This window comes from Micromonospora sp. NPDC093277, assembly GCF_044765245.1.
Taxonomy (GTDB): domain Bacteria; phylum Actinomycetota; class Actinomycetes; order Mycobacteriales; family Micromonosporaceae; genus Micromonospora.
Genome location: NZ_JBIWJO010000002.1, coordinates 379,782 through 386,741, shown reverse-complemented (window position 1 = coordinate 386,741; position 6,960 = coordinate 379,782). Strand labels below are relative to the sequence as shown.

Below are 6,960 nucleotides of genomic sequence, written 5' to 3'. Positions count from 1 at the left end.
CCGCCCCGCCCCCCGGTGTGGACACCCCCCGGGGGGGGGGCCGGGGGGGGGGGGGGGGGTTTTGGGGGGGGTTGGGGGGGGGGGGGGGGGGGGGGCCCCCCCGCCCCCCCGGCGCGCAGGTACGCTGGCGTCGCGATGAACACTTCCGAACCCTCCCGGGACCACGGCACCGAGAAGCTCAACTGGATCGACCGGCGCCGGGAGAAGATCCGCGCCGAGATCGAGCAGAATCGCCGCGGCGAGCACAAGGTGCCGACCTGGGTGCTGGCGGCGATCCTGGTTCTCATCGTGGGCGCCTGGCTCGCGTTGATCTTCCTCGCCGGCTGAGCGGACCCGTCCACCCGCCGGCTGCGCCGACCTACCACCCTTCTGCGGAGGCGGGATGGCGTGGTCAGCCGAGGAGGCGGGCGGCGTGGCGGCCGGCGGCGGCCGCGGCGAGGAAGTAGGCGTGGTCGGCGTCGAGGCCGCGACCCATCGTCGACAGGCCGACCGGGCTGGCCCGCAGTGCCGCGTCCAGGCCGTCGGCGGCCACGGTGACGATCCGGTGCCGGTCGGCGAGCGGGGACAGCGCCGCGGCCACGTCGGCCGCGAGGGCCGGATCGAGGCCGTCCGGCACGGCCAGTTCCGCGGCGGCGAGGGCGACCCGCCCGTACGCGGTGAGGCTGTGGTGGGAGACGCCACGGTGCCGGGGGCGGGGGTCGGCGGCGGAGATGCGCAGCGAGCCGACGGCCCGCCCGCCGAGGGCGGCGACGGCGTTGACCGCCTCGCCGACCGCGACGCCGGAGAAGCCCCAGCGGGTGCCGGTGCCGAGGTTGCCGGGGCCCTGGGCGACGATCGCCACGTCGGCGCGGAGCACGTGCCGGGCGGCGAGCAGGCCGCTGTGCAGGGTGCTCGCCTCCAGGTCGCCGCCGAACGCCTGCCCGATGCTGATCGTGCCGACGAGGTGGCCGGCGAGCCCGGCGAGGGTGCGGGAGAACCAGGCCGGCAGCGCCCCGCCGTCGGTGAGCACATACGCCACGCGGGCGTCGGGAGCGTCGGCGTGCACGCCGGCCAGGATCGCCGGGAGGGCGGAGTGCAGGTCGGCGGTGACCACCGGCAGTCCGTCGATGCTCTCCGCGGCGGCCAGTAGGTCGTGGTGCGGGGAGGCGTCCTCGTCGACGCCGAGCAGGATCGGCTGCAGCGGGGTGTAGCGGGCCTTGACCAGGTGGCCGGCGGCGCGGGTGTCGACGGCCTGCGGCGGGTCGGCGGGGAGCCGGTCGGGCAGGGCGACGACCAGCGCGTACCCGCCGGTGCCGAGGCCCATCAGCAGGGCACCGGCGTTGAGCAGCACCCGGTCGCCGGGCTCCGGGTCGCCGACCAGTGCCGGGTAGGCGAGGGCCCGCATCCGGCCGCCGTCGGCGAGGTCGACGTCGAGTTCTGTCGCGCCGGCCCACCGTCGCCGTACCGCCGTGACCGTGCCTGACCGCCATCGCACCATGCCGGGCACGCTATCGGCCGACGACGGCCCGGGGCGCGGCCGGGTCGCCGGCGCGCGGGTCGGGACCGGCCGGAGGTCACTTCTCGTTCTGGGTACGCCGGGCGCCGCCGCCGTCGGTGCCGGGCATCGAGCGGGTCGGGTCGAGGAAGACGTACTCGATCTCCGGGTAGCGCTCGGTCAGCCGCCGTTCGGCCTCGTCGGCGGCGGCCTCGATGTCGGCGCCGGTGGCGTCGTTGTGGAAGTCGACCTTGGCGGCGACCAGGATGTCGTCCGGGCCGAGCAGCATGGTCATCAGGGTGTCGACCCGGTTCACCGCCGGCAGCGCCTCCAGTTCCTCCTCGATCTGCCGGTGGATGCGTTCCGAGACGGCCCGGCCGACGAGCAGCGAGACGTTGCTCCTGGCCAGGATGGTGGCGACCGCCAGCAGCAGCACGCCGATCAGGACCGAGGCGATCCCGTCGTAGAGCTCGTCGCCGGTGAGCTCGGACAGCCCGAGGCCGACACCGGCGATGAGCAGACCGATGAGGGCGGCGGAGTCCTCCAGGAAGACCGCCTTGACGGTGGTGTCGGCGGTCAGCCGGAGATAGCGGCGCGGGGTGGCCCGCCAGCGGCGGGACTCCCGGCGGATCTGCCGGACCGCCCGGGTCAAGGAGACCGACTCGATCGCGAAGGAGATCACCAGCACGACGTACGACACCAGGTAGTTGCCGGTGTGCTGGTGCACGAGGATGGTGGTCACCCCGTGGGTGATGGCGAAGCCGGCGCCCACCACGAACGTGAACAGCGCGGCGAGGAACGCCCAGACGTAGCTCTCCTTGCCGTACCCGAACGGGTGCCCTCTGTCGGCGGGGCGGGCCCCGCGGCGCAGCGCCAGGAAGAGCAGCGCCTCGGTGGTGGTGTCGGCGACCGAGTGGGCGGCCTCGGAGAGCATCGCCGCCGAGCCGGAGAGCAGGCCGGCGACCAGTTTGGCGGCCGCGATGGCGAGGTTCGCCGTGCCGGCCACGACGACGGTGCCGACGCTCTCGGTCTTGACCTCGGCTTCGGTCATGCGGTCAGCCTATGACCGGGCCGGACGGCCCGCGCGGCGCGCGGAATCACCGGCGGTCGCCGGGGCGCGGACGGTGCCCGTGACGGTCCGGGCCGCGGCGCGCCCGCGCGGGTTCACGTTCCCGGCGCGCGGGCTGCTAGCGTTCACACGTGTCGCGGAGCCGTACCGAACGCCTGGTCAACCTGGTGATCTGTCTGCTGTCCACGCGACGGTTCCTGACCGCCGCGCAGATCGCCGCGACCGTGCCGGGCTACGAGCACGATCCGGAGGACGCCAAGGACCACGAGGCGTTCCAGCGTAAGTTCGAGCGGGACAAGGCCGAGCTGCGGGAGCTCGGGGTGCCGTTGGAGACGGGGACGGCGAGCGTGTTCGACGCCGAGCCCGGCTACCGGATCGCCCCCCGCGAGTACGCCCTGCCCGACATTCCTCTCGAACCCGACGAGGCCGCCGCCGTCGGCATCGCGGCGCGGCTGTGGCAGCACGCCGGCCTGGCCGCCGCGGCGTCGTCCGGGCTGGCGAAGCTGCGTGCCGCCGGGATCGACGTGGACCCGCAGGCCACCCTGGGTCTGGAGCCGATGGTGACGGTCGACCCGGCATTCGCCCCGCTGACCGCCGCCGCCCGCGACCGGCGGGAGGTCAACTTCGACTACCGGGTGCCGGACCGGGACGCCCCGACCCGCCGCCGGCTGCAGCCGTGGGGCGTGGTCTGCTGGCGCGGCCGGTGGTACGTGGTCGGTCACGACCTGGACCGGGCGGCCACCCGCTGCTTCCGGCTCTCCCGAGTGGTGGGCACGGTCCGGGTGACCGGCGACCCGGGGGCGTACGAGCCGCCCGCCGGCGTGGACCTGATCAGCCACGTGGCCCGCTGGTCCGGGCCGGTGGAGCGGTCCAACCGGGCGACCGTGCTGGTCGCCCCGGGGCGGGCCGCCGGGCTGCGCCGCTGGGCGACGGAGACCAGTTCCGGGCCGGACGGCGACCGGCTGGTCCTGCCGTATGCCGACGCGGACTACCTGGCCGGCCAGGTGGTCGGGTACGGCCCGGACGTGCGGGTGCTGGAGCCGCCGGAGGTGCGGGAGGCGGTCATCCAACGGTTGAAGGAGATCGCCGCCCGGCACGACGAGCTGGCGGCGGCCGGGGGTGCGCGGTGACCCGGCCGGCGGCCCGGGGTGGCCGCGCCTCGGCGGACCGGCTCGCCCGGCTGCTCAACCTGGTGCCCTACCTGCTGGCCCGCCCCGGCATCGAGATCGCCGAGGCGGCGCGGGACCTGGGGGTGACCGAGCGGCAGCTCCGCGAGGACCTGGAGCTGCTCTGGGTGTGCGGGCTGCCCGGCTACGGCCCGGGTGACCTGATCGACATGGCGTTCGACGGTGACCGGGTCACCATCACCTACGACGCCGGCATCGACCGGCCGCTACGGCTCACCCCGGACGAGGCGCTCGCCCTGGTGGTGGCGCTGCGGATGCTCGCCGAGACGCCCGGGGTGGCCAACCGGGAGGCCGTGGAACGGGCCCTCGCCAAGATCGAGGGCGCCGCCGGCGACCTGGCCGGCGCCCCGGTGGAGGTGCGGCTGCCCGGCGACTCCCCCCGGGTACGCGAACTGCGGGCCGCCGTGGAACGCGGCCAGGCGCTGCGGATCACCTACTACACCGCCGCGCGGGACGAGACCACGGAGCGGACCATCGACCCGCTGCGGATGTTGATGGTCGGCGGCCGCGCGTACGTGGAGGCGTGGTGCCGCCGCGCCGAGGCGGTCCGGCTGTTCCGGGCCGACCGGATCGACGCGGTCACCGAGCTGGACGAGCCAGCGGTGGTGCCGGCGCAGGCCCGCCCGCACGACCTCAGCGACGGGGTGTTCCGTCCCTCGCCCGACCTGCCGTCGATCGTCCTGCGGATCGGCCGGGGCGAGCGGTGGATCACCGAGTACTACCCGTGCGAGCGGGTCGAGGCCGACGGCGAGCAGTGGCTGGTGTCGCTGCGCGTCACCGACCTGGGCTGGGCGCGGCGGTTCGTGCTCGGGCTGGGCCCGGAGGTCACCGTGGTCGCCCCGGCCGAGCTGGCCGAGCAGGTCCGCGCCCAGGCGGTCGCCGCGCTCGACGCGTACGCGACGCCGGCGGATCGCGCCGGCCCGGCGGTGGCCGGCCGAACCCAGTAGGCTGACTGCCGTGGTGACGTTGATCGTGCTCGGGGTCGTCCTGTTCGCGCTCGTCGTGCTGGCCCTGGCGGTCCGGTCGGTGGTGGCGCGGCTGCCCCGGCTGCGTCGGGCCGCGGTGGCGCTGCAACGTCGCCAGGCCGAGGCGGAGGCGTTGCGCTCCGCAGCCGAGGGGCTGCAGGAGCGGGCCGGCGCGCTGCAGGAGCGGGCGGCCGTCGTGCAGGAGCGGCTGGCGTTGATCAAGGCCAGGCCAGGGCGCTGATCGACGCCCGTCGGTCGGGTGCGTGGTAGGTGCGCGTTCGCCGGTGGTTGCGCGCACAATCGCGCCGCGTAGGGTGGTTGACGGGACACTTCGGGTTGGTCGAGACTTCACCGACCAGGCCTGTACTGACAGGCCCGGCGGGGTGGCAACCCACCGTGACGCACGTACGATGGGCTCCGACCACCCCTCACCGACACTTGAGCGACTGGAGCTTCCCATGGGTGCCCTCAGGCCGTGGCACATCGCCGTACTCGTGGTTGTGCTGATCCTGCTTTTCGGCGCGAAGCGGCTCCCCGACGCGGCCCGTTCGCTGGGCCGCTCGCTGCGGATCATCAAGGCCGAGACCAAGAGCCTGCACGAAGACGGTGACCTGGCCGAGAAGGCCGACGCGCAGGCCGGCTACCAGCCGCTTCCGCCGAACGCCGGCCAGCAGCAGTACGCGCAGCAGCAGTACGCCCCGCAGCCGCAGCAGCCGGTCGACCCGGTGCAGCGCGTCCGCGACAACTGACCGGAGGGCCCACCACCGTGGCCTTCGCGTTGAAGAAACACAGCTCGAGCAACTTCGAGCGAGCCGCCGACGGGTCGATGACGCTCATGGAACACTTCCGTGAGTTGCGCAACCGGCTGTTCCGCGCCTCGGTGGCGATTGTGGTCGGCTTCGGCTTTGGCATCTGGCTCTCCGGGCGGGTGCTGCACCTGCTGCAGAAGCCGTACTGCGATCTGCCGAAGGCGCGGTTGGCGAACGGGACGTGCAACTTCGTCCAGCTCGGGCCGGCCGACCTATTCCTGCTCCAGATGAAGGTCGCGCTCTGGGTCGGCCTGATCATCGCGGCACCGGTCTGGCTGTACCAGCTCTGGGCGTTCATCGCGCCGGGCCTGCACAAGCACGAGCGGCGATATGCCTACGTCTTCACCGCCCTGGCGGCGCCGCTGTTCGCCGGCGGGGCGGTGCTGGCGTACTTCGTGACGTCCAAGGGCCTGGAGTTCCTGCTCAACGTCTCGGGCGGCGGGGACATCACCACTACGCTCGACATCACGCGTTACATCTCGTTCGTCACGAACCTGATCCTGCTGTTCGGGGTGGCGTTCGAGTTCCCGCTGGTCGTGCTGATGCTCAACTTCGTCGGGCTGGCCAGCGCGAAGCGGCTGTTGGGCTGGTGGCGAGTGGCGATCTTCGTGTTCTTCGCCTTCTCCGCGGTGGTCACCCCGACGCCCGACCCGTTCGGCATGACCGCGTTGGCCATCTGCCTCTCCGCGCTTTACTTCGGCGCGGTCCTGGTTGCCTTCCTCAACGACAAGCGGCGCGGGCGGGGCAAGGAGATGTACGCGGGCGTCGCCGACGACGAGGTCTCGCCGCTGGACCTGTCCACCGAGCCGGTGGAGGCCGTCCGGCGGGTCGACACGGCCACCCCGATCGAGTCGCCGGAACCGATCGCCAAACCGGCGCCGATCGAACGCCGCTACGACGAAATGACGTAACAGCTATTGACCGGATGTGACGTAATGGCCGCCCGTGGAGATGGTCCTTGTCGTTGTGTGCGGCCCCGGTGCTCCAAGAGAGTGTTAGCTGACCGGCTGGTGATTGAGGTCCCTGTGGGCGGGCCAGCGGGTCGTGGGCTGTGGTGGGTCTCCCCGCCGATCAGGGGGAGTTTGTGAGGACTGCCCAGACCCGGTGGGGATGACGCCTGCCGGTCTGGGCAGCAGATCGGCTCCGACGCCGGCCAAGGTACGTGGCCGCAAGCGGCGACTGCTGGTGGGCGTCAACGGGCGGCTACTGGCGTGCGTGGTGCACTCGGCCAGCATCCCAGGCCCGGGGCCGGAGCAAACTCGTCCTGACCAGCATCACGGCCCGTTTTACCCGAACATCGGCCTGATCTGGGGCGACGGTGGCTACGCCAGCATCGTCTATGCCGAGCTGACGGGCGTGCTCCGCAGTGCGATCTGAAATGTGATTGGATCCTGTTCCTGCCCTCTAAAGCACGCGCCTTGCACAACGATCATCTATGCGTTAAGGTTTGCTGACA

Annotated in this window: 9 protein-coding genes; 7 read left to right on the top strand and 2 right to left on the bottom strand. The window is 73.0% G+C overall.

The features are described from left to right. Positions 1-135: 135 nt before the first annotated feature. Positions 136-327 carry a hypothetical protein gene (locus ACIRG9_RS06395; RefSeq protein ID WP_402851057.1) on the top strand — a complete coding sequence of 64 codons (192 nt, stop codon included), beginning with the start codon at positions 136-138 and terminating at the stop codon, positions 325-327. 64 nt (positions 328-391) lie between these two features. Here ACIRG9_RS06395 and ACIRG9_RS06390 read toward each other — a convergent pair whose 3' ends face one another. Together ACIRG9_RS06390 and ACIRG9_RS06385 are read right to left on the bottom strand one after the other, a co-directional pair. Continuing rightward, positions 392-1,477, bottom strand: coding sequence for a DUF3866 family protein (locus tag ACIRG9_RS06390; protein ID WP_402851054.1), 1,086 nt, complete (start codon positions 1,475-1,477; stop codon positions 392-394). Between the two features lie 76 nt (positions 1,478-1,553). Then, complete coding sequence (locus ACIRG9_RS06385; RefSeq protein WP_402851051.1) at positions 1,554-2,525, bottom strand: cation diffusion facilitator family transporter; 972 nt, start codon at positions 2,523-2,525, stop codon at positions 1,554-1,556. A gap of 149 nt (positions 2,526-2,674) precedes the next feature. Here ACIRG9_RS06385 and ACIRG9_RS06380 point away from each other — a divergent pair, with 149 nt between their 5' ends. The 6 genes from ACIRG9_RS06380 (at position 2,675) to ACIRG9_RS06355 (ending at position 6,881) form a co-directional block, all read left to right on the top strand. After that, complete coding sequence (locus ACIRG9_RS06380) at positions 2,675-3,673, top strand: helix-turn-helix transcriptional regulator (protein WP_402851048.1); 999 nt, start codon at positions 2,675-2,677, stop codon at positions 3,671-3,673. Then, complete coding sequence (locus ACIRG9_RS06375) at positions 3,670-4,677, top strand: helix-turn-helix transcriptional regulator (protein ID WP_402851046.1); 1,008 nt, start codon at positions 3,670-3,672, stop codon at positions 4,675-4,677. The genes ACIRG9_RS06380 and ACIRG9_RS06375 overlap by 4 nt, the downstream gene beginning before the upstream one ends. A 10-nt stretch (positions 4,678-4,687) precedes the next feature. After that, the gene (locus ACIRG9_RS06370; RefSeq protein WP_402851043.1) at positions 4,688-4,936 is read left to right on the top strand and encodes a hypothetical protein; all 249 of its coding nucleotides are present in this window, start codon (positions 4,688-4,690) and stop codon (positions 4,934-4,936) included. A 217-nt stretch (positions 4,937-5,153) separates the two neighbouring features. After that, entirely contained in the window at positions 5,154-5,444 is a 291-nt protein-coding gene (tatA, locus tag ACIRG9_RS06365; RefSeq protein WP_402851040.1) for a Sec-independent protein translocase subunit TatA, read from the top strand. A gap of 17 nt (positions 5,445-5,461) precedes the next feature. Then, positions 5,462-6,415 (top strand): twin-arginine translocase subunit TatC, encoded by a 954-nt coding sequence (gene tatC, locus ACIRG9_RS06360; protein ID WP_402851037.1) that lies wholly within the window; start codon positions 5,462-5,464, stop codon positions 6,413-6,415. Between the two features lie 199 nt (positions 6,416-6,614). Next, complete coding sequence (locus tag ACIRG9_RS06355) at positions 6,615-6,881, top strand: hypothetical protein (protein ID WP_402851034.1); 267 nt, start codon at positions 6,615-6,617, stop codon at positions 6,879-6,881. Positions 6,882-6,960: the final 79 nt, after the last annotated feature.